Raw genomic sequence first — 21,628 nt, 5'->3', positions numbered from 1 at the left:
AGACATTTCCCCTTGTCAACTCTTTTAAAAAGAGATTTTTGACCGGGTGGTTTTTGTGCACTTTGCTACCAAAGGGCAAAAAAAGCCCAGGGAACGCATATTCCCTGGACTTTTCCTTATTCGGTTGGATCAACGCCGTTATACGGTAGGCGTACCACAGTCTGGGCAAAACTTTCCGCTCACCATTTTGCGGCAATTGGGGCAGAACCGGTCCCCTGCCGGCGCAGTCGGCTGAGGCTGTCCCATGGGCTTGCCGCACTGGGGGCAGAAGCGGACAACGGTGGGGCTGGCATAGCCGCAGGAGCCGCAGACACAGGCCGCCTGCTGGGGCTGGGCAGCCTGGCCCATCATCTGGCCCGCCATCTGCATCCCCATGGCCATGCCCATTCCAGAGGCGGCGGCGGAACCCGCGCTGCCGGGCACACCCATGCTGTCCGCCATGCTGATGGCGGTATACTTGCCTACATCGGTCACAAAGGACTGAGCGGCCGCCTTTTCCGCCATCTTCTGGACCTCGGGCGGATAATTGAAGGCGAGGATATTCACGTCGGCCACACCCAGGCCAAACTCGCTGAGTTCCTTGTCCAGCTCCGCCTGGATGGCCTTGCCCAAAGCCCGGCTATTCTGCTGCAGGCTGATGAGGGCGTTCAGACCCATCTGCCGCTCACCCTTCAAAATGGCCTCGGCCACCACCGGGTTCAGCTCGCCCATGATCCGGTCGGCCACATCCTCCAGGGAATAGGTCTCCCGGACTCCAGCCACCTTGTTGATAAAGGTCTGATAATCCCGGAACTCCAGGATCAGGTTGCCATTGCAGCCCACCGGAATGCCGGCAGGCACCTCAGGGGTGGGAATCATGATCCGCTGCCGGGTGCCCCATGGCAGGGTCATTTCCTTGGCATTGACAAAGTAGACCTCCGCCCGCATGCCGCTGTCCCCCCGCAGGGAGAACCAGCCCTGCAGGGCAGAGAAGAAGGGTACGATGTCGGTATAAATATCAAAGTTGCCCGGATTTTCAAAGACCGCGCCTACGATGCCGTCGGAGTAGAAGATGGCCTTCTGTCCCGGCCGGAGGACCAGCCGGGAGCCACGCTTGATCTCCTTGGCGGGCCACTTGTAAAACAGCAGGTCGTCTCTGGTCTCTTCCCATTCAATGGTATCTTTTCCCTGGCCAAACCATGCCATGGCAGCTCATCCTTTCTCATTCTCAAAACTGTTGGTCCCAGGTCTGCCAGGGGGATTCCGCCTGACACACCACCGCCTGGGGCGGCTCTGCTCCGTCCATGTGAGGCGCAGAGGATGTCTGTCTTCCCTCGAAGAAAAACATCAGTGCCGCCGCAGCCGCCACGCCCACAGCCACCGCCGCCGCGATCTTGGGAATGCTGTAGGGCCGCTGTCCGCCCACCTTGCCGCTCTCACCATTGACGATGTAGATATACTGCTTGCCGTTGTAAGTGAAGGCAGAGGTCCATGCGGGCAGCAGAACATGCTTGTAGGTCACACTGTGATAGGTAATGTTGATATCATCCACTCTGGTGTGGCTGAAGCCATGACTGCGGATATCTTGTTCCGCCTCATGGATCTGTCCGTCCCGGATCTGCGACTTGGCTGTCTCCACCGCCTGGGTAGCCGGAATGGCGTAGTGCTCCGCCAGGAACCCGGACAGATAGCTGTGGGAGAAGGGCACCGTGTTCTCGCAGGTGTTGTAGGGCAGCACCTTCTCCACCACCTGGCTGGCGGTATTGAGAGCAGCGCACACCTGGAGGTCGTCGTAGCGTCCGCCCACCGTGCCCCGGACCGGCCGCCAGTTGATTTTGCTGTGGGTGTTGCCCTTGCTGTCCCGGTAGGTGTGGGTATTGCCGCCCTGCCCTCGATAGTCGGTGGTCACCTCCGCGTCGAAGGTCCAGAAGGGCAGATAGACCCCCTGGAGCTTGCCTCCCTGGCAGGCCCGCTTCAGCTGGTTGGGTGCAAACCAGCGGCTTTTCACCCAGCGGGAGAAGTTCTGCTGGGCTGTCTCCCGGTCTACGCGGAAGGGAATGAGCCCGTCCGGCGGCACACCGGCCTCCTGCCGCTCCTCCAGCAGTTGGGTGGAGCCGCACATGGGACACACCGTGGCGGTGCAGAACTCATCCACCGCGATCCGTGCGCCGCAGCCGCCGCACACGATGGTGGTATCCTCCGGAAAGGAGACCCGTTCCCCTTCCCGCTGGACATATCCGTCAAAGTCGTGCTCCTCCACCCGCTCCACGGTGGTCTCCGGCACATAGGGCGTCCGGCAGGAGGCGCACTCCAGCTGTTGTTTTGCAATGTTCCACTTAATGGTGACGCCGCAGTTGGCACACAACTGCCGCTCGGCTTTTTCCTGACATTCCGTGCTCATTTTGTCCCTTCTTTCATCAAGTCCTTCTGCCTGTAGGCGGACCGTCTTGTCCCTCATTTTATCACAGCGCGGATTGCACAGCAAGACTTGACATTCCTTGCAGATCATTTGATTTTCGATACAAAAAAGGCGCAATTCTTGCGAATCGCGCCTTTTTTGTATTCATCTTCCAATTCGTTTGCTTCGTACAATTCCGGAATTGCGCTGTCCTTCCAGATACAGGCCAATCGTTCAGTCTTCCTGCTCCAGCAGGGTAAAGTCCAGCAGCTCCTGGGACCACTCCCGCTCCGGGGCATCCAGCCCCCGGCCGTCCACCATCAGCTCCCCCACCTGATTGTCGTAGGGGTCCTGCCGCCAACCGGACATAGGGGGCGTCAGAGGGGCCTGGAAGGCAGAGTTGGCCACCATGCGCCAGGGGTCCAGGCTGCCGAAGTAGTGGCGGCGGCGGACATTCTCCATGTTACGCCGGGCGGAGGAGCCATAGGAGCAGTCCGCCCACAGCCATCCGTGGGGGGCCAAATAGAACATGGCCCAGTCGTGGGGACCTACGCCATCCGGCCGCACCGCCAGTCCGCTCTGCCACCGGGCGGGAATGCCCGCGATCCGGCACAGGGTAATGAACAGCAGGGCAAAGACGCCGCAGTCTCCCCGCAGGGTCTTGGCACACTGGTCGGCAATGCAGTCCAGCTGCAAATAGGCGGGTTGGTAGCGGTAATCCACCTGGCCGGTTACATAGTCGTAGATGGCCCGAGCCTTCTCCGCCGGGGTGGAGCATCCTCGGCAGATCTCCGCTGCCAGAGCCCGCAGGTAAGGGGTAAATACGATGTGGGGGGCCTGCTCCTCCAGGTCAAAGGTGGGCTGGACCGGGTCCAGGGGGAGGGTCCTGGGGTCCACATACCGGGCACGGAACAAGTAGCTATAGGTCACGGTAAACCGATCCATCCCCTGGGTGCGCCACCACATGGTGCGCTGGGGAGCATGCTCCGGCGCGGCCACGCCGCCGGGGGTACATTCCAGGATGCGGATCTCACTCTGCTGGGGGCAGGCTGCCGGAATGGGCAGCCAGGCCTGTACCTCCCGGCCTTCCACGGGAACCAGCGCACGGATGCTGGCCCGCAGGGTAATACGGGCGGTCAGCTCCCCCGCTTCCTCCATCCGGGCCAGAACCTGGTCCCGCAGGGTGTTGTCCGTTTCCTCCTGCTTGAGCCCGGGCGCCTCCTTGGGATAGATGCGCAGGGACTCCAAAAACCGCTCGTGACAGCGCAGCTCCCCGTCGATCATCCGCCAGTCGATGCGCCCGCCGTCCACCAGGGCGTCAAACTGATCCTCGGTGCACTGGGGCCACTCGGCCCGGATCATGGCCAGGGCCTCTTTTCGGGAATAGGGATAGTCCCCGGGCAGGCGGCTCAGCCGCAGCCGCTCTGCCTCCAGTCGGGGAGCCAGCAGGGGCTGGCGGCACTGCTCCAGCCGCTGATCAATGAGCCGAATAGCGCCGGTCAGATCCCCCATGTCCTTCCGCCGGGCAATATCGGCGGGTAGCGGATCGTTCAAATGCAGAAAGGCCTCGTTGCGGTTCATAGGCCCAGCCTCCTTTTTGCAGCCCTGTTTTTCATGCAGGGTGATTTTATTCAAATGCCGTTGATCAGGTCGATCTGGGCCTCCAGTTCCTGGATGCGGGCCGTCAGGCCCTCGATCTCCGCTTCTATGCGGGCCCTCCGCCGAAGCGTTTCAGAGCTCTCCGGCTGTTCTTCCTCCAGTTCCTCCAGGCTGTCCTGCAGGTTCTCCAGCTGCACCTCCAGAGTGCTCACCTGGCGCTCCAGCACCCGCAGGGTCTCGCCGTTGTCCTCGTCCTCCGCATCCAGAATGGCAAAGCCTGTGGCTTCCTCCAGCAGCGCGGTCTCCTCGTCCTCTTCCCAGTCAAACTCATGGTCAAACAATGCGCTCACCTCGCTCTTGCCATAATTGTACCACGTCCCGCCGTCCCGGCGCAACCATCCCTCTTTACAATCCGCGGGTCCTTCGGTATCATAAGAGTATCAATAAAATGTGCTCTATCTCCCTGTACCAATGCGGAAAGAAGGAATTTAAATGGATAAATCCCATCCTCACTATCAGGCGTACCTGCAGATCCTGCGGGAAGAGCTGGTGCCCGCCATGGGCTGTACCGAGCCCATTGCCCTGGCCTACGGCGCGGCGGTGGCCCGCCGGTCTCTGGGCTGTCTCCCCGATACGGTCTCCGTACAGGTCAGCGGCAACCTGGTGAAAAACGTGAAGAGCGTCATTGTCCCCAACACCGGCGGCCTCAAGGGAATCCCCGCCGCCGTTACCGCCGGTCTGGTAGCCGGTGACCCGGATAAAGTCCTGGAGGTCATTTCCGTGGTGACCGAAGAGCAGAAGGCCGAGATGACCGCCTTCCTCCAGTCCCACACCGTTCAGGTCCAGCTGGCCGATACGCCCCTGACCTTTGACTACACCGTCACCCTCACCGGCGGCGGCCACACCGTCACCCTGCGCATCGCCAACTACCACACCAATATCGTGCTGCTGGAAAAGGACGGCGTGAAAGAGATCGAACTGCCGGTGGAGGGGGAGCAGGAGACCGCCCTCACCGACCGGTCTATTCTCTCCATTCAGGGTATTGTGGACTTTGCCGACAGCGTGGATGTGGACGACCTGCGCCCCCTGCTGGATCCCCAGATCCAATACAACATGGCCATTGCGGAGGAGGGCCTCCTCCACGCCTACGGCGCCAACGTGGGCAAGGTGCTCATGAGCACCGAGGCCTCCCTGGAGCGGCGGGCCCGGGCCAAGGCGGCCGCCGGTTCCGACGCCCGGATGAACGGCTGTGAGATGCCGGTAGTCATCGTGTCCGGCAGCGGCAACCAGGGCATCACCGCCTCGGTGCCCGTCATCGAGTACGCCCGCTCCCTGGGCATTCCGGAGGAGCGGATGTACCGGGCGCTGGCGGTCTCCGATCTGTGCACCATCCACCAGAAGACCTACATTGGCCGCCTGTCCGCCTTCTGCGGGGCCGTGAGCGCCGGAGCGGGCGCGGGTGCCGGTATCTGCTACCTGCTGGGGGGCGGCTACGACCAGGTGAAGCACACCATCGTCAACGCCCTGGCCTTCCACTCCGGCGTGGTGTGCGACGGTGCCAAGTCCAGCTGCGCCGCCAAGATCAGCATGGCGGTGGAGGCCGGTATCTTCGGCTACCAGATGTACCAGAACGGCCAGGAGTTCCGTACCGGCGACGGCATCATCAGCGACGGCGTGGAGCACACCATCCAGAACGTGGGTGAGTTGGGCCGCCAGGGCATGCGGGAGACCGACCATGTGATCCTGAACATGATGACCCGGGAGCCTTGCTGATTCCTTTGCAGAAAAAACGGCGCGGGTTTTGTTTTCAACGTCCGGCCCGTCTGGTATGAGCCTCGGCTAGTGAACGGATTGCAGATGTAGAAATCATTGGCTAAATGGGGAAATCATATGGAATTTGATGAAGTCGTTACCCCCCAAAAAGATGTGAATCAGCTTTCTGCCTGGCTGCATGAACACGCTGTTGTGACACCAATCAGCCTCTCTGCTTTTTCCAAGTCTTTCATAGAACACCTTGTGTATAATGCAGTCAATGCTATCACAAACCAGAGGGTGCAAGCGGATCGAAATGAGTTAGAGTTTATTTGCTATAGGCTCAAAAAAGTTGCGGATAATAGAAAATATAATTATGTACTCAGCACTTCACATGAAAGCTTTGTCTATGTTATTTTCGAGAAGAAGACTGGCTATATTTTATCAAATAGCAGCAGACTGCATCTGGAACTTGTTCTTGCCCAAGGCGTTACGCAAGAAGATATCAATGAAAATTCTTTCTACATGCAATACTATGCTTTTTGCCGGAATGAATATTTGGAACTGTGTAAGCAAGATAGCGAAAGATAATCCTAATGCGGATGTCGTTATCACCCAATACCAGTCCCCCGCATCACATTCCGGGCAGCACCCCTCAGGTTACAAAATGGCTCAAAAAAATCGGGACCTGCCCCAGGCAGGTCCCGATTTTCAGTCATAGGTGTGGGTACAGACCTCCCGGATCTTGGCCTGGAGGGTCTTTAAGTCCACAAAGCTCTCCGGCCGCTTGGAGGGGTCCCGCAGCAGGGCGGAGGGATGGAACATGGCCATCATCCACACCCCCGCTTTCTCCATCCACTGGCCGTGCTCCCGGGTGATTTTGAAGTCGTCCTTCATCAGCCGGATAGCGGCGATGCGGCCCAGACAGACGATGATCTTGGGCCGGATGAGAGCCACCTGATTGCGCAGATAGCCGATGCAGGCCTCCTGCTCAATGTTCAGCGGGTCCCGGTTTCCCGGCGGACGGCACTTGACCATGTTGCCGATAAAAACCTTGTCCCGTCGGAGGTCGATCATAGTGAGCATATCGTCCAGCAGCTGGCCCGCACGGCCCACAAAGGGACGGCCGGTCAAGTCCTCCTGCTCACCGGGGCCCTCGCCGATGAACATGACCTCCGCGTCCCGGGCGCCCTCGCCAAAGACCACATTGTGCCGGGTATCGGCCAGGCCGCACTTGCGGCAATCCATACATTCCGCATAGAGCTCTTCCCAGTTTTTCACACCGTCCTACCCCCTTTCTTCGCTGGTTTTCCCCATTGTAACACAGGGCACTTCCCTTTGCCTAGGGTAGATTTTGTCAAAATTCACAGTTGCTTTTCCACGCAAAAGCGCATATACTACGCCCATAAAGGCTGCGACAAAGACCGCCGCCCGTGAGAGCTGACAGAGAATCCGGGTCACCGACTGAGAGCCCGGTCCGGCAGGATGGGATGGCGCAACACTTTTGAGCCGGCGCATCGAGTCCTGTTTGGGAGGTAGGGCCGCCCGTCTCACCCGCGTTAAGGGTTCCGAGTGGCGTCCGTTGCACACGACGGCGCAATTTTGGGTGGTACCGCGGAGTTTATTCCGTCCCGAAGTCGTATTGTACGACTTCGGGACTTTTTTATTTTTTCAGACAAGAAAGGTTGTGAACGGTATGGTATTCCTGGCAAAACAAATCGACAAAGCGGTGGAGGGCCGGAATAACCAGCCCCTCACCATCCACGGCGCAGTCCATGCCCTGCGGGATATGGGCGGCATCACCTTCGTTACCCTGCGCACCCGCTCCGGCTTGGTCCAGTGCGTGTGCACCCAAAAGGACGCCCTGGACGGAGCCACCGAGGAGTGTGCGATCACTGCCTCCGGTATGTGGCGCATCGAACCCCGTGCCCCCGGCGGAAAAGAGCTGACCGACGCCACCCTCACCGTGCTGTCCCGCCCCGCCGCTCCCCTGCCGGTACCGCTGTCTAAGAAGAAGCTGGACCTGAACCTGGACACCGAGCTGGGCCTGCGGCCAGTGGTGCTGAGAGCTCCCAAGGAGCGGGCAGTGTTCCGCATCCAGGCCGCCATCGGCCGGGCCTTCCGGGACTACCTCCAGGGCGAGGGCTTTACCGAGATCCACACCCCCAAGATCGTCCACGCCGGAGCCGAGGGCGGGTCCAACATCTTCCGCCTGGACTACTTTGGCAAGAAGGCCTTCCTGGCTCAGTCCCCCCAGTTCTACAAGCAGACCATGGTAGGCGTCTTTGAGCGGGTGTACGAGGTGGCCCCCGTGTTCCGGGCGGAGAAGCACTCCACCCAGCGCCACCTGAACGAGTACACCTCCCTGGACTTCGAGATGGGCTATATCCAGTCCTTTACCGAGATCATGGAGATGGAGCAGGGCTTCCTTCAGCACCTGATGGAACTGCTGAAAGCGGAATACTCCGCCGAGTTGGCTCTGCTGGGGGTGGAGCCGCCCGACGCCTCCAAAATTCCCGCCGTCCGCTTCGACGAGATCAAGCGGCTGGCGGCCGAGAAGTACGGCTATCAGATCCGGGACCCCTTCGACCTGGAGCCGGAGGAGGAGCATGCCATCGGCAAGTATGCCAAGGAGGAGTGGGGCAGCGACTTCGTGTTCGTCACCCACTACCCCAGCAAGAAGCGCCCCTTCTACGCCATGGACGACCCCGATGATCCCCGCTTCACCCTGTCCTTCGACCTGCTGTTCCGGGGGTTGGAGGTAACCACCGGCGGCCAGCGTATTCACGACTACGCCGCCCAGGTAGCCAAGATGGAGGCCCGGGATATGGACCCGGCGGAGTTTGAAAGCTATCTCATGATCCACAAGCACGGCATGCCCCCCCACGGCGGCCTGGGCATTGGCCTGGAGCGGCTGACCATGCAGCTGTGCGGCCTGGACAACGTCCGCCGGGCCTGTCTGTTCCCCAGAGACCGCACCCGGCTTGAGCCTTAAGGAGGATTGAATATGAAAATTACCGAGGATATGGTCGACTATATCTCCCAGCTCTCCCGGCTCCAGCTGCCGGCGGAGGAGAAACCCGCCATGACGGCGGAGCTGGAGCGCATTGTGGCCTATATGGATGTACTCAACACCCTGGATACCACCGATGTGGAGCCCCTGAGCCACATTTTCCCCCTGAAAAACGTGCTGCGCTCCGACGAGGTGGTCTCGTCCTACGATCGGGAGACCCTGCTGGCCGGGTCTCCCGCTGGGGATGGCGAGACCTTCCTGGTCCCCAAGGCGGTAGAGTGAGGTGGAAGCGATGGAACTGTATGAACTGACTGCCCTGGAGCTGGCACAGAAGCTCCGCACCGGTGAGGTAAGACAGCAGGAGGCGGTGGAGGCCGCCCTCTCCCGCATCCATGCCGCCCAGCCGGACAACAACGCCTTCGTTACGGTGGATGGCCCCGTCTTCCCGGCGGCCGACCTGTCCGCCTCCCCTCTGGCCGGGGTGCCCATGGCCTACAAGGACAACATCTGCACCAAGGGCGTGGCCACCACCTGCGCCTCCAAGATCCTGGAGGGCTTTGTCCCCTGCTATGACGCCACCGTGGTAGAGCGGCTGACTGCCGCCGGGGCGGTGTCCATGGGCAAGCTGAACATGGATGAGTTCGCCATGGGCTCCACCTCCGAGACCTCCCACTACGGCCCGGTCAAAAACCCCTGGAATCTGGCCCGGGCGGCGGGCGGCTCCTCTGGCGGCGCTGCCGCCGCTGTGGCGGCGGGCGAGGTGTGGTACGCCATTGGCTCGGATACCGGCGGTTCCATCCGCCAGCCTGCCGCCTACTGCGGCGTCACCGGCATGAAGCCCACCTACGGCACCGTGTCCCGGTACGGCCTCATCGCCTATGCCTCCTCCCTGGACCAGATGGGCCCCATCGCCCGGTCCGCCGCCGACTGTGCGGCGGTGCTGGATCTCATCCAGGGCAAGGATCCCCGGGACGGCACCAGCCTGGATGCCCCTGCCGGGGGACTGCTGGCCTCCCTCACCGGCAACCTGAAGGGGAAGAAGGTTGGCCTGCCGGTGGACTGCTTCGGCGATGGCCTGGACCCCGAGGTACGGGCTGCCGTACTGGCCGCCGCCGAGGTACTGAAAGCCCGTGGTGCTGAGGTGGAAGAGTTTGCCCTGCCGGTGATGGAGTACGTGGTGCCCACCTACTATATCATCGCCGCCGCCGAGGCCTCTTCCAACCTGTCCCGGTTTGACGGCGTGAAGTACGGCTGGCTGGCAGAGGGCTATGAGGATCTCACCGGCCTCTACTGCAAGACCCGCACCCAAGGCTTCGGCTCCGAGGTAAAGCGGCGCATCCTGCTGGGCACCTTCGTGCTGTCCTCCGGCTACTACGACGCCTACTACAAAAAGGCCCTCCAGGTAAAGGCCCTTATCAAGAAAGCTTTTGACGAGGCCTTTGCCAAATACGACCTGCTTCTTACTCCGGTGGTCCCCACCACCGCCCCCAAGCTGGGCGAGAGCCTCACCGATCCGCTGAAGATGTACCTCAGCGACATCTACACCGTGTCGGTGAACCTGGCAGGCCTGCCCGCCCTGTCCATGCCCTGCGGCTTTGACGGCAAGGGCATGCCCATCGGCGCTCAGCTCATCGGTCCCGCTCTGGGTGACGGCGCGGTGCTCAACGCCGCCCATGCCTTCCAGATGGATACCGACTGGCATAAGAAAAGACCCAAAGGAGGCGACGTCCAATGACCTGGGAAACTGTGATCGGTCTGGAGACCCATGTGGAGCTGGCCACCAAGACCAAGATTTTCTGCTCCTGCACCACCCAATTCGGCGGCGCGCCCAACACCCACTGCTGCCCGGTGTGTACCGGTATGCCGGGTACCCTGCCGGTACTCAACGAGAAGGTGCTGGAATTCGCGGTAAAGGCCGGTCTGGCTCTGAACTGTGAGATCAGCCGGGTCAGCCGCTTTGACCGGAAGAACTACTTCTATCCCGACCTGCCCAAGGCCTATCAGATCTCCCAGCTCTACCTGCCCATCTGCCACGACGGCAAAGTAGACATCGGCGGCGGCAAGTCCGTCCGCATCCACGAGCTGCACATGGAGGAGGACGCGGGCAAGCTGGTCCATGATCCCTGGCTGGACCAGACCCGGGCGGACTACAACCGCTGCGGCGTGCCCCTCATCGAAATCGTCACCGAGCCCGACTTCCGCTCGGCGGATGAAGTCATCGCCTACCTGGAGAAGCTTCGCTCCACCCTGCAGTACCTGGGCGTGTCCGACTGCAAGATGCAGGAGGGCTCCCTGCGGTGCGACGTGAACCTGTCGGTGCGCCCCGCCGGGTCCACCGAGTTCGGCACCCGCACCGAGATGAAGAACCTGAACTCCTTCAAGGCCATCTCCCGGGCCATCGCCTACGAGACCCGGCGGCAGATCGAGCTCATTGAGGAGGGCAAGCGGGTGGTCCAGGAGACCCGACGCTGGGACGAGAACAAGGACGCCACCTACGCCATGCGCTCCAAGGAGAACGCCCAGGACTACCGCTACTTCCCCGAGCCGGACATCCCGCCGCTGGAGTTGTCCGATGAGTATATCGAAGGGCTCCGGGCGGCTCAACCCGAGCTGGCCGAGGCCAAGCGGGAGCGGTATCAGCGGGACTGGGGTCTGCCCGTCTACGACACGGAAATGATCACCAGCCAAAAGGCCCTGGCCGACTTTTTCGAGGAAGTGGTGGCCCTGGGGGCCGATCCCAAGCAGGCCTCCAACTGGGTCATGGGCCAGGTACTGGGCCAGCTGTCCGCCCACGGCCTGGAGGCCAAGGACATGCGCCTGACGCCCCCCACCCTGGCCAGGCTTATCGCCCTGGTCCAGGAGGGCAAGGTCAACCGCAACACCGCTGTCAAGGTCTTTGAGGCCGTCTTTGCCGACGACGGCGACGTGGATGCTTATATTAAGGAGCACGGTCTGGCCCAGGTGTCCGACGCCGGACTGGTGTCCGCCGTGGTGGAGCAGGTGCTGGCCGACAACCAGAAGTCGGTGGAGGACTTCAAGTCGGGCAAGGAGAAGGCCTTCGGCTTCCTGGTGGGCCAGGTCATGCGGCAGCTGAAGGGCCAGGCCGCCCCGGCGGTGGTCAACCAGGTGCTGCGGGAAAAGCTGTCCCAGTAGGTTTCCTCTACACCTTGACATTTTTCTGTCCTTCTGTTATGCTCTTATCCACTAGTAAACTATGTGCATGACGCCTGTCACCGGATAGGCGATAAAACGTGCCTGAGTATATTCCGTAGGTCTTTGAAGGAATATACTCAGGCACGTTTTTTGTTTGCACACCACACCTGGGAGGAGCGGACATGGTACGTACCTTTTTTAAATATATCTCGCTCAATATGCTGGGCGCGCTGGGGCTGTCTGGCTACATCATGGCCGACACCTTCTTTGTAGCCAACCGGCTGGGGGCGGACGGCCTGGCGGCCCTCAATCTGGCCATTCCCATTTTCGGCCTTATCAACGGGTTGGGCGTCCTACTGGGCATCGGCGGAGCCACCCGCTACTCCATCTGCCGGTATCAAGGGGATGAGGCCAGGGCCAACCGCACCTTTACCCTGTCCCTGCTCACCGGGCTGGTGTTGGGGATCTTCCTGGCACTGCTGGGCGTCTTCTGTGCTCAGCCCATTGCGCTGCTGCTGGGGGCCAACACCGACACGCTGCCCCTGTGCACCGTCTATCTGCGCACGGTGCTTCTCTTCTCCCCCTGCTTTCTCCTGAACCACATCATGGTTGTGTTTGTCCGCAACGACGGCAACCCCAAGCTGGCCATGACCGCCATGCTCACCGGCAGTCTAGCCAACATCGCCCTGGACTACCTCTTCCTCTACCCCCTGAACATGGGCATTTTCGGCGCGGCCCTGGCCACCGGCACCGCCCCGGTGATCGGCCTGTGTCTCTCCTCCCTCCACATCCTCACCGGCCGCAATCAGTTCCGGCTGGCCCGTCCCGCCGAAGTGCCCCGGTCCCTGGCCGATATGGCCGGTCTGGGCAGCGCCGCCTTTCTCAATGAGTTCACCGCCTGTATGGTGCTGGCCCTCTACAACACCCTGATGCTCCGGGCCGCCGGTACCATAGGTGTAGCCGCCTACGGCATCGTGGCCAATCTGGCCCTGATGGCCCTGGCCTTATTCACCGGCCTGTCCCAGGGTGCACAGCCCCTCATCAGTCAGTCCTACGGCCGGGGCGATCACCACACCGTCCGTCAGCTCTGCCGTCTGGCTCTACTGGTCTCCTGTCTGGTGGGACTGGCCCTCATCGCCCAGGTTTGGGCGGACCCTCTGGCAGCTCTGTTCAATCGGGACGGCGATCCCGAACTGGCCCGGCTGGCGGTCAGCGGGCTGCGGCTCTACTTCTGGGGCTTTCTCTTCGCCGGGCCCAACATCATCGCCGCCTCCTTCCTGGGGGCGGTAGAGCAGCCCCGGGCCTCCTTCCTGCTCTCCCTCTTCCGTGGCGGCGTGGGTATCGCTATTCTGGTTCTCCTGCTTTCCTACCTGCTTGGAGTCACCGGAATCTGGCTGGCCTTTCCGGTCACCGAGGCTATCACCCTCCTGCTGTGTCTGGGCGCCAGCCGCAGGATACTGGCTCCCCCTACTCCCTGATTCCAACAAAAAATCGCCTCCCGGTCAAACCGGGAGGCGATTTCTATTTGCTTAGATGCCGGTGGCTTCGGAAGAAATGGAGGCCCGCTCCTGGGCAATGTTCAGAGCGTGATCGCCGATCCGCTCAAAGTCGGTCAACAGCTCGGAGAAGATAATGCAGGCCTCATCGGAGCAGGAGCCCTTGCGCATCCGCTTGAGCTGGTTGCGGCGGTACTCCTCGGTCATATCGTCCATCCGCTGCTCCAGGGCAGACACCTTGGTCAGCCACGCGGTGGGATCGGTGACCTCCTGTCCCAGCAGGTCCAGAGCCTCCAGGCTCACCTGCTCCATCTGCCGGATCTCTTCCTGGGCATCCGGAGAGAAGTGGATGTTCTTATCGTGCATCATCTGGGTATACTCGCAGATGTTCATGGCGTGGTCGCCAATGCGCTCGATGTTGCCGGTGATCTTGAAGTAGGCGCTGACGGCAGTGGAGTCCTGCTCGTTGGTCTCATGAACAATCACCTGGGAGATGTACTGGGAGATCTCCTTGTTCAGGTAGTCCAGATAATCCTCGGTAGCCTCGGCGCCCTCCATCTTCTTGGGGTCCACGTCCAGCACCGCCTGGAAACAGGTGGCGATGTTCTGCCGGGCCATGCCCAGCATGCGGTTGAGCTCCTGGCGCAGCTGGGTAATATACATGGCGGAGAAGCCGATGGGATGCTCCTGCTTGGTATGGGTGGGGTTGGGCACCAGATAGGCCAGGTGCATGCCCTCTCCCCCGCTCTCCCGCCGGTCAGGCAGGATGTGCATGGCCAGCTTCACCAGGCTGTTGCCGAAAGGCAGCAGCAGAATGGTGGTCACGATGTTGAACAGGGTGTGCATGTTGGCAATCTGAGCCGCTGGGCTGTCGGGGGTCAGGTTCACCATGAAGTCGGTCAGCGGCGTCAGGATGCAGACAGCAGTAAAGAGCACCGTGCCGAACAGGTTGAACATGAGGTGGATCACCGTGGCCCGCTTGGCGTTGCGGCTGGTGCCGATGGAGGCCAGCACGGCGGTGATGCAGGTACCGATGTTCTGACCAAAGAGGACGAACACGGCACTGTCAAGGCCGATGACACCGCTGACCGCCAGGGCCTGCAGAATGCCAACGGAGGCGGAGGAGGACTGGATGAGCGCGGTAAAGAGGGCGCCCACCAGAATACCGATCAGGGGGTTGGAGAAGGTGCTGACCATATCCACGAAGGCGGGCCACTCCCGCAGGGGCTCCATGGAGGAGCTCATCATCTCCATACCGATGAAGAGCACGCCCAGGCCAGCCAGGATATTGCCGTAGTGGTGGATCTGGGGCTTTTTGAGGAAGACCACCATGGCCACGCCCACAAAGGCAAACAGAGGCGCCAAAACGCCCACATCCAGGGCAATGAGCTGTCCGGTGATGGTGGTACCGATGTTGGCACCCATGATGATCCACACGGCCTGCCGCAGGGTCATCATACCGGAGTTGACAAAGCCTACCACCATGACTGTGGTAGCGGAGGAGGACTGGATCACCGCGGTGATCACCGCGCCCACCAGGACGCCCAGAAAACGATTCGAAGTCAGTCGCTCAAGGATACGCTTCATACGGTTGCCGGCTGCGGCCTCCAGGCCGGAGCTCATCATCTGCATACCGTAGAGGAACAAGGCAAGGCCGCCCAGCAGCCCCAGAAGGATGCTCATCTCTTCCACGTCTCTACCCTCGTCTTTACAATATTTTTTCTGATTTTTGACATAGTCCTGTCTAAGTATATCGAATGTAAAGTGCCCCGTCAATGGGATTTTGTACGAAGTTTCGACCGCTTTTTTCCCCGCTTCCGGCAGGCTTTCCAGACTATTTTATGGAATTTTAATGCCCCTTTGGTTGCCTTTTGCCCCGCTTTAGGCTATACTACCCTTGCCGGCGCCATCCTGCCCCGGCAAAAATGTCGAAACTGCCTAAAGGAGATACGTTCATGGAACAACAACCGGCCAACAAGGCCCGCGGCCCAAAAAGCAGAGGCGGAAAGCTGGCGATCTGCCTGATCATCACCGCCGTCATCGGGCTGATCTATTTTTATGTGGCTCTGCCCCCCATCAATCTGCAGTCCGGTGATTTCTACACCTTTATTGCCATCCTGTGCGTGGTCTATGTGCTCTGCTCCCTGGTCACCTCCGGCATGGACCTGGTGCACGGAGGCGGCGGTCCCAGAGAGTACCTCCGGTTCATCAAGGCCCGCTGCCTGCCGGTGGGCATCCTGTTTCTGGCGCTGATCGTGGTGGCCGTGGTGGGCACCGTGATCTCCCTGCCCATCTTCCGGGCCGGCGCCTATCGAGATCTGCTGACGGTGGAGGACGGCGACTTTGCCACCGACATCACCGAGATTTCCTTCAACGAGATCCCCACTCTGGACGAGTCCTCTGCCGAATACCTCAGCGACCGGCAGATGGGTACTCTCAGCGACATGGTCAGCCAGTTTGAGTACTCCTTTGACTCCACTCAGATCAACTACCAGGGCCGGCCTGTGCGGGTGGCTCCCATTGCCTACGCCGACCTGATCAAGTGGTTTACCAACCGGGGCACCGGCCTGCCTGCCTATGTGATGGTGGACATGGTCACCCAGGAGGCCACCGTGGTCCGGCTGGACGAGGGCATGAAGTATTCCTTCTCCGAGCCCCTCAACCGCAACATTGAGCGCCACCTGCGCTTCAACTATCCCACCTATATCTTCGGCACTCCCCAGTTTGAGATCAATGAGGAGGGCCGCCCCTACTGGATCGCTCCCCGCATCGTCAAGACCATCGGCCTCTTCGGCGGCGCGGACATCAAGGGCGCGGTGCTGGTGGACGCCATCACCGGCGAGTGCACCTACTATGACGTAGCTGACGTGCCCAGCTGGGTGGACAACGTCTACACCCCCGAGCTCATCATGGAGCAGTATAACTACCACGGCACTCTGGTCAACGGCTTCATCAACTCCATCTTTGGCCAGCGGGACGTGACCATCACCACCGACGGCTCTAATTATATTGCCCTCAACGACGACGTTTATATGTATACCGGTGTCACCTCCGCCAACGCCGACCAGTCCAACCTGGGCTTCCTGCTGTCCAACCAGCGCACCAAGGAGACCAAGTTCTACTCCGCCCCCGGTGCTACCGAGGCGGCAGCCAAGGCCTCCGCCGAAGGCGTGGTCCAGGACCTGAAGTACACTGCCACCTTCCCCCTGCTGCTCAACATCGCCGGGGAGCCCACCTACTTCATTCCCCTGAAGGACGCCACCAATCTGGTGAAGAGCTATGCCATGGTCAATGTGGCCCAGTATCAGGTGGTGGCCACCGGCTCCTCCGTCTCGGAGTGTGAGCAGAAGTATATTCAGATGCTGGCCAACAAGGGCATCACCTCCGAGGAGGAGCTGCCCCGCACCGAGGTCTCCGGCGTCATTACCGACATCCGCTCGGCGGTGATGGACGGCAACTCCTATTACTTCATTCAGCTGGAGGGCGATCCCACCTATTACTCCATCTCCGCTGCTCAGAATCCCCTGGCCGTGATCCTCAACGTGGGCGACCAGGTGACCATCCAGCACACCCCCGCCGTGGAGGACCAGAGCTCCTCCATTCTGGATGGCAGCTCTGTCACCCTGGACGGCTCCGCCCAGCCCGCCCCTTCCCCTATGGTGACCCCTTCCGCCGGGGATGAGGAGACTACGGAAACTCAGCCCTCCCCCGCACCTGCGGAATAACCTTATATGGAAAAAGGAACGCGCTGCTTCGGCAGCGCGTTCCTTTTCTTTATGTCTGTGTCCGCCGCCACTGCTTCAGCAGCGCCAATGCCTCAGGCGACAGCAGCAGCAGGGTAAACAGGTTAGGCAGGGCCATCAGGCCGTTGAAGATATCCGCCAGCTCCCACACCGACGTGACGTCGGCCACGCTGCCCCACACCAGGGCCCACAGGAAGATGATTCGGTAGATTCCCCGCCAGCGGTTGGAGCCGCTCAGGTACTCCAGCCCTCGCTCGCCGTAGTAGCAGCACCCCAGCAAGGAGGTGAAGGCGAAGAGCAGCAGGCTCACCGACACGAAAATTTCCCCAAAGGAACCGAATACGGTGGAAAACCCGGCGGCAGACAGGGGAGCGCCCAGCATATTGGGCTCCACCGTTCCGCTTTGAATGGCGGCAAGGGCCTGCTCCGGCTGGTAGACGCCGGTGGTCAGGATGACCAGCGCGGTGATGGAGCACACCACAATAGTAGCCACAAACACCTCAAAGATGCCCCACATGCCCTGCTCCGCCGGTTCTCTGGTATCGGCGGCGGCATGGGCGATGGAGGAGGAACCCATACCGGCCTCGTTGGTAAATACCCCCCGGGCCACGCCGTAGCGCAGGGCAGCGGCCATGCCGTAGCCCGCACTGCCTCCCAGTGCCGCCTTGGGGGTCAGCGCCCCTTCCACAATCTGGGTCAAAGCCCCGGGCAAGGCGTCGGCGTTGCACACCAGCACCACCACTCCACCCCCTACAAAAAGCAGGGCCATACAGGGCACCAGGGTCTCACTGACCTTACCGATGCGGCCGATGCCTCCCACGATAACGATGCCGGTGAGCAGGGCCGTCACGATCCCCACCGCCAGCCGGTCCCAGCCGAAGCTGGCCCACAGGGCGGATGAGATGGAGTTGGCCTGCACCATGTTGCCGCCCCCCAGGGACGCGCCCACACAGCACAGGGAAAAGAGGGTGGCCAGGGTACGGCTTCCCAGTCCCTTTTCCATGTAGCACATGGGGCCGCCCTGCCAGCGGCCCTTCTCATCCTTTTCCCGGTAGCGCACCGCCAGGGTCTTTTCCACACATCCGGTCATCATGCCCAGAAAGGCGGACACCCACATCCAGAACACCGCCCCCGGTCCGCCGTAAAAGATGGCGGTAGCCACTCCGGCGATGGAGCCGGTGCCGATGGTGGCGGCCAGGGCGGTGGACATGGCCTGGAGCCGGGTCAGCCCCTGTCCGCTCCCCGGCCGGTCCTTCCGCCCCAACGCCCCCAGCGTGGTTTTGAGCCACAGGTGGCAGTGAAACACCTGAAAAAAGCCGGTCCGTACCGACAAATATAATCCCGTCACCAAAAACAGGCCCAGCAGCCACGGGTTCCAAATCAGGTCGGCCAGCCGTTCCAGTCCCGTCATATCCGCACCCCCTTGTCCAAGAGGTATGCGGAAGGGGGCCGGTCCATGCCTGTATCTTGTCCCCCGTTCCGGGACTCAGAGCAGCTGCACCCCCATCAGGTGCACCAGGTCCACCGCCTGTCCGGGATTGATGCGCAGTCCCCGCAGCTCCTGCAGGCTCTCCGACACGGTGATACCCTGGATCTGGCAGTCGGACAGGTCTACCCCCTTCAGCGGGGTGCGGAAAAAGTCCACGCTCTGGAAGCTGGTATGGTGGGGCTCCATACCCCCCACCCGCGCCTCCGCCATGGCGGCCTCCTTGAAATCACAGTCATTGAGGCTGCTGCGGGTCCACAGCGACTTGGAAAAGTTGCCGTAGCGGAAGGTACTGTCCCTCAGGGTGCAGTCCTTCCAGCGGCTGGAGATAAATTTACCGCCGTCCCCCTTGCAGCCGCAGATGGTGCTTTTGTTCCACACGGTGTCCAAAAAGCTGCAGTTGGAAAAGTCACAGCCCTCAAATACCGTCTCATAAAAAGATGCTTTGGAAAAATCACACCGCTCAAACCGGCATTTATGAAACCGGACCCGGGTATACTCCAGATGAGACAGATCCAACCCGGAGAGCTGTTCTCCCTCTATGGTCAGATCCTCCAGGTCCCGTTCCTCGGTCCTGGCCCGGTGCAGTTGTTGTTCCAGCATAGGTATCCCTCCTAACGGACCGCCGGACCCTGGATCTCTGTCCGGCGCTCCCCTTATGTTATACTCCTTTTTGCTCCCTTTGAATAGAGAAAAACGCACCCGGCTTCCGGGAGATTCCCCGGTCGCCGGGCGCGTATGGATCTTTACCGCTCCTTCTGCTGCAGCTGCAGCCGGTCCGCGATCATGGCAATAAACTCGGAATTGGTTGGCTTCCCCTTGGCGTTGGAGACGGTGTAGCCGAAATACTTCTGCAAGGTCTCCAGGTCGCCCCGGTCCCAGGCCACCTCGATGGCGTGGCGAATGGCCCGCTCCACCCGGGAGGCGGTAGTTCCGAACCGCTTGGCCACCTCCGGATAGAGGATCTTGGTCACCGCGTTGATGACATCCATATCCCCCACCGCAATGATGATGGCCTCCCGCAGGTACTGATAGCCCTTGATGTGGGCGGGCACACCGATCTCATGGATAATGCTAGTCACCACATTTTCCAGTTTGCCGGACCGCTCATCGCCATCCCCGCTGTCCTCCATATCCCGGAGGGCGGCCAGCTGACGGACCCGCTCGGCTACCGCGGTGAGCCGGCAGGGCTTGAGCATATAGTAATCCGCACCGGTGGCGGCGGCCAGCTCCGCCACGCTGCCCCGGGCAAAGCCGGAGAGCACCAGCACTTTGGGCCGCTCCTCCCGTTTGGCCAGCGTCTGGAGCACATCCACTCCATCCATCTGGGTCAGCACCAGGTCCATCACCAGTACATCGGGGGCCGCACTCTCTGCCAGGCGCAGGGCTTCTTCTCCATCGCCCGTGGCTCCCACCACCTCGATGCCGGCCTCCGACTCCAGCTGTTCCACCAGGATGCGGCGAAATTCCTCGCCCGCGTCCGCAACCAGGACCTTGATTCTCCGTTCCAACATTGACACCCTTTCCAGCAGGCTCCCCTGCTCTGCATTTCTGACTGGCCAAGTCTGTTTACCGGTTGGCTATAATTTACCATAATCAGACAGCAAGCGCAAGGGTTTTACTGGTAATTTCTGGCTATTTCTCTTCGACTTCGTTCGACTTTTCCCCGGAAATTCCGACGGCGGGCAGCATACTTCTCCATTGCCTCCCCTTTTTTCGGCAAAATGAGCGCCGGGAGCGGCGGTCCGCTCCCGGCAAAACATGGGTTAGATTTCCAGCTGAGCAGTCTCCTCCGCCTGGACCAACATGTTCTCCGCCAGGATCCCGTAGCCCTGGGTGGGATCATTGACCAGGACATGGGTGACTGCGCCCACCAGCTTGCCGTCCTGGAGGATGGGCGAGCCGCTCATACCCTGGACGATGCCTCCGGTGGTCTCCAGCAGCCGTTCATCGGTGACTTTCAGCATCAGGTTGCGGGTATCTCCTTCTTTTTCGGGAAAGATACGGGTGATCTCCACCGCATATTCCTCCACCTGGTCACCGGCTACGTTGGAACGAATCACCGCAGGTCCGGTCTTTACCTCGCTGCGCTGGGCCACCGGTACAGGCTCCAGCCCTTCGGTCAGGCTCTGGTCGCTGAGCTGGCCGAACACGCCGCTGCCGGTATTGGCCCACAGGGCACCCAGGTCGGTACTGGTCTGGAAGGTACCGTGGAGCTCACCGGGCGTACCCTTGACACCCTTCTGAACGTCCGTCACTTCGGAATACAGAATGGAACCGGACTGCATGGGCATCAGCCGGGCAGTATCCACATCATTGATGCCATGGCCCAGGGCGCCGAAGAGGCCGCTCTCCGGATCGCAGAACGTCATGGTACCAATACCGGCCATGGAGTCCCGGATCCAGGCGCCCAGCTTATACTGGCCGTCGGCACTGCACTGGGCGGCCTGGGCGGTAAACTGGACCTCCTGGTCGTCCCGCACCGCCCGGATGCTCATGGTCTGGCCGCCTACTTCCTGGAGTACGGACTGGACTTCTTCAATGCTGTCCACCTCCTCCCGGTTGATGTGGGTGATGATGTCGCCCTCTTTCAGGCCGCAGTCGCGGGCGGGGGTCTCACTGCCCTGGGCGGTGGTCACCTCACCGAATCCGACCACCATCACGCCGTCGGAAAACAGCTTGATGCCCACGGTACGGCCCATGGGGATCACCTCCCGCCGCTCCTCCGCCGCTCCCGCGGGCTGAAACCATGCCATGCAGGACATCAGCACCACCGCGGCCAGGAGTGCCCCCACCCAGGGCTTGATCTTTGGTTCCTCCTTTGGCATTTCGTTGTACACACTCCTTTCCCAAAAGCCGGCGCCTTTTGCGCCTGTTTTTAATATGGACTGCTTCCCACGAAACACACTGGCAATGAAATGTTCCTTTGGCTTGGGTATCTCTCCCATCTCACATACGGCGGGGCTTTCGGTTTTTATGCCCGCTGTTTTCTCCCGCTTTTTCCTTGCT

The 21,628-nt window shown here is 60.9% G+C and carries 18 protein-coding genes; 8 read left to right on the top strand and 10 right to left on the bottom strand.

Annotation, left to right across the window (positions count from 1 at the left end; all coding sequences use genetic code 11):
- Positions 1-138 precede the first annotated feature (138 nt).
- The 4 genes from J9789_RS02930 to J9789_RS02915 form a co-directional block, all read right to left on the bottom strand.
- Complete coding sequence (locus J9789_RS02930; RefSeq protein ID WP_209342123.1) at positions 139-1,185, bottom strand: SPFH domain-containing protein; 1,047 nt, start codon at positions 1,183-1,185, stop codon at positions 139-141.
- A gap of 22 nt (positions 1,186-1,207) precedes the next feature.
- Positions 1,208-2,380 carry a hypothetical protein gene (locus tag J9789_RS02925; protein WP_209342121.1) on the bottom strand — a complete coding sequence of 391 codons (1,173 nt, stop codon included), beginning with the start codon at positions 2,378-2,380 and terminating at the stop codon, positions 1,208-1,210.
- A 231-nt stretch (positions 2,381-2,611) separates the two neighbouring features.
- Positions 2,612-3,958, bottom strand: a complete 1,347-nt coding sequence (locus J9789_RS02920; protein ID WP_209342119.1) for a transglutaminase-like domain-containing protein — start codon at positions 3,956-3,958, stop codon at positions 2,612-2,614.
- Between the two features lie 50 nt (positions 3,959-4,008).
- Positions 4,009-4,371, bottom strand: coding sequence for a hypothetical protein (locus J9789_RS02915; RefSeq protein WP_209342117.1), 363 nt, complete (start codon positions 4,369-4,371; stop codon positions 4,009-4,011).
- A gap of 97 nt (positions 4,372-4,468) precedes the next feature.
- Between J9789_RS02915 and J9789_RS02910 the strand changes: the two genes are divergently transcribed.
- The gene (locus J9789_RS02910) at positions 4,469-5,749 is read left to right on the top strand and encodes an L-serine ammonia-lyase, iron-sulfur-dependent, subunit alpha (RefSeq protein WP_209342115.1); all 1,281 of its coding nucleotides are present in this window, start codon (positions 4,469-4,471) and stop codon (positions 5,747-5,749) included.
- 117 nt (positions 5,750-5,866) lie between these two features.
- Positions 5,867-6,319, top strand: a complete 453-nt coding sequence (locus J9789_RS02905) for a hypothetical protein (RefSeq protein WP_209342113.1) — start codon at positions 5,867-5,869, stop codon at positions 6,317-6,319.
- A gap of 120 nt (positions 6,320-6,439) precedes the next feature.
- Here J9789_RS02905 and J9789_RS02900 read toward each other — a convergent pair whose 3' ends face one another.
- On the bottom strand, positions 6,440-7,009 hold the full coding sequence (locus J9789_RS02900; protein ID WP_209342111.1) for a uracil-DNA glycosylase: 570 nt from the start codon (positions 7,007-7,009) through the stop codon (positions 6,440-6,442).
- Between the two features lie 415 nt (positions 7,010-7,424).
- Between J9789_RS02900 and aspS the strand changes: the two genes are divergently transcribed.
- The 5 genes from aspS to J9789_RS02875 all read left to right on the top strand — a co-directional run bounded on the left by aspS (position 7,425) and on the right by J9789_RS02875 (position 13,372).
- Complete coding sequence (aspS, locus tag J9789_RS02895) at positions 7,425-8,723, top strand: aspartate--tRNA(Asn) ligase (protein WP_209342109.1); 1,299 nt, start codon at positions 7,425-7,427, stop codon at positions 8,721-8,723.
- A gap of 12 nt (positions 8,724-8,735) precedes the next feature.
- Positions 8,736-9,023 carry an Asp-tRNA(Asn)/Glu-tRNA(Gln) amidotransferase subunit GatC gene (gene gatC, locus J9789_RS02890; RefSeq protein ID WP_209342099.1) on the top strand — a complete coding sequence of 96 codons (288 nt, stop codon included), beginning with the start codon at positions 8,736-8,738 and terminating at the stop codon, positions 9,021-9,023.
- A 10-nt stretch (positions 9,024-9,033) separates the two neighbouring features.
- Positions 9,034-10,476 carry an Asp-tRNA(Asn)/Glu-tRNA(Gln) amidotransferase subunit GatA gene (gene gatA / locus J9789_RS02885; RefSeq protein ID WP_209342097.1) on the top strand — a complete coding sequence of 481 codons (1,443 nt, stop codon included), beginning with the start codon at positions 9,034-9,036 and terminating at the stop codon, positions 10,474-10,476.
- The gene (gatB, locus tag J9789_RS02880) at positions 10,473-11,894 is read left to right on the top strand and encodes an Asp-tRNA(Asn)/Glu-tRNA(Gln) amidotransferase subunit GatB (RefSeq protein WP_209342095.1); all 1,422 of its coding nucleotides are present in this window, start codon (positions 10,473-10,475) and stop codon (positions 11,892-11,894) included. Before gatA ends, gatB begins: the two co-directional genes overlap by 4 nt.
- A gap of 182 nt (positions 11,895-12,076) precedes the next feature.
- Complete coding sequence (locus tag J9789_RS02875; protein WP_209342093.1) at positions 12,077-13,372, top strand: MATE family efflux transporter; 1,296 nt, start codon at positions 12,077-12,079, stop codon at positions 13,370-13,372.
- 51 nt (positions 13,373-13,423) lie between these two features.
- Here J9789_RS02875 and J9789_RS02870 read toward each other — a convergent pair whose 3' ends face one another.
- The gene (locus J9789_RS02870) at positions 13,424-15,073 is read right to left on the bottom strand and encodes a Na/Pi cotransporter family protein (RefSeq protein ID WP_209342303.1); all 1,650 of its coding nucleotides are present in this window, start codon (positions 15,071-15,073) and stop codon (positions 13,424-13,426) included.
- Positions 15,074-15,345: 272 nt separating this feature from the next.
- Here J9789_RS02870 and J9789_RS02865 point away from each other — a divergent pair, with 272 nt between their 5' ends.
- On the top strand, positions 15,346-17,115 hold the full coding sequence (locus tag J9789_RS02865; RefSeq protein ID WP_245185001.1) for a CvpA family protein: 1,770 nt from the start codon (positions 15,346-15,348) through the stop codon (positions 17,113-17,115).
- Between the two features lie 49 nt (positions 17,116-17,164).
- Here the strand turns inward: J9789_RS02865 and J9789_RS02860 are convergent, their stop codons facing one another.
- The 4 genes from J9789_RS02860 to spoIVB form a co-directional block, all read right to left on the bottom strand.
- Positions 17,165-18,544 (bottom strand): sodium:alanine symporter family protein, encoded by a 1,380-nt coding sequence (locus J9789_RS02860; protein WP_209342090.1) that lies wholly within the window; start codon positions 18,542-18,544, stop codon positions 17,165-17,167.
- Between the two features lie 75 nt (positions 18,545-18,619).
- Entirely contained in the window at positions 18,620-19,222 is a 603-nt protein-coding gene (locus tag J9789_RS02855; RefSeq protein WP_209342088.1) for a pentapeptide repeat-containing protein, read from the bottom strand.
- A gap of 143 nt (positions 19,223-19,365) precedes the next feature.
- Positions 19,366-20,133: a sporulation transcription factor Spo0A gene (gene spo0A, locus J9789_RS02850; RefSeq protein WP_209342086.1), complete on the bottom strand. Its 768-nt coding sequence runs from the start codon at positions 20,131-20,133 to the stop codon at positions 19,366-19,368.
- 252 nt (positions 20,134-20,385) lie between these two features.
- Positions 20,386-21,447: a SpoIVB peptidase gene (gene spoIVB / locus J9789_RS02845; RefSeq protein ID WP_209342085.1), complete on the bottom strand. Its 1,062-nt coding sequence runs from the start codon at positions 21,445-21,447 to the stop codon at positions 20,386-20,388.
- Between the last annotated feature and the right edge of the window lie 181 nt (positions 21,448-21,628).

The sequence above is a fragment of the Flavonifractor sp. AGMB03687 genome, from assembly GCF_017811815.1.
Lineage (GTDB): Bacteria > Bacillota > Clostridia > Oscillospirales > Oscillospiraceae > Flavonifractor.
Note: the sequence above shows the minus strand (reverse complement) of the source record. Positions and strands in the feature narration are given on the sequence as shown.